The 710-nt window shown below is 53.7% G+C and carries 1 rRNA gene; it reads left to right on the forward strand.

Features of this window, described 5'->3' with window-relative positions:
* Positions 1-710 (forward strand): 23S ribosomal RNA (locus ROI90_RS21105); the annotation flags it as partial.

Genomic DNA, 710 nt, shown 5'->3' on the forward strand with positions numbered 1-710 from the left:
GCCATAGCAAACTCCGAATACCCGGAAGTATGAGCACGGCAGACAGACGTCGGGTGCTAACGTCCGACGTCAAGAGGGAAACAACCCAGACCGCCAGCTAAGGTCCCAAAGTACCGCTAAGTGGGAAACGAAGTGGGAAGGCTAAAACAGTCAGGAGGTTGGCTTAGAAGCAGCCACCCTTTAAAGAAAGCGTAATAGCTCACTGATCGAGTCGTCCTGCGCGGAAGATGTAACGGGGCTAAGCGGTACACCGAAGCTGCGGATTTGCCGAAAGGCAAGTGGTAGGGGAGCGTTCTGTAAGTCTGTGAAGGTGAGCCGTAAGGCTTGCTGGAGATATCAGAAGTGCGAATGCTGACATGAGTAGCGTTAAAGCGGGTGAAAAGCCCGCTCGCCGTAAGCGCAAGGTTTCCTACGCAACGTTCATCGGCGTAGGGTGAGTCGGCCCCTAAGGTGAGGCAGAGATGCGTAGCTGATGGGAAACAGGTCAATATTCCTGTACCGATCAATAGTGCGATGTGGGGACGGAGAAGGTTAGCTCAGCCAACTGTTGGAATAGTTGGTTCAAGCCTGTAGTCGTGCCTGGTAGGCAAATCCGCCGGGCTGAGATGAGGGGTGATAACGAGTCTGCTTGCAGACGAAGTGAGTGATACCCTGCTTCCAGGAAAAGCCACTAAGCTTCAGCTATTGACGACCGTACCGCAAACCGACAC

The sequence above is a fragment of the Hymenobacter endophyticus genome (assembly GCF_032464715.1).
In the GTDB taxonomy this organism is placed as follows: domain Bacteria; phylum Bacteroidota; class Bacteroidia; order Cytophagales; family Hymenobacteraceae; genus Hymenobacter; species Hymenobacter endophyticus.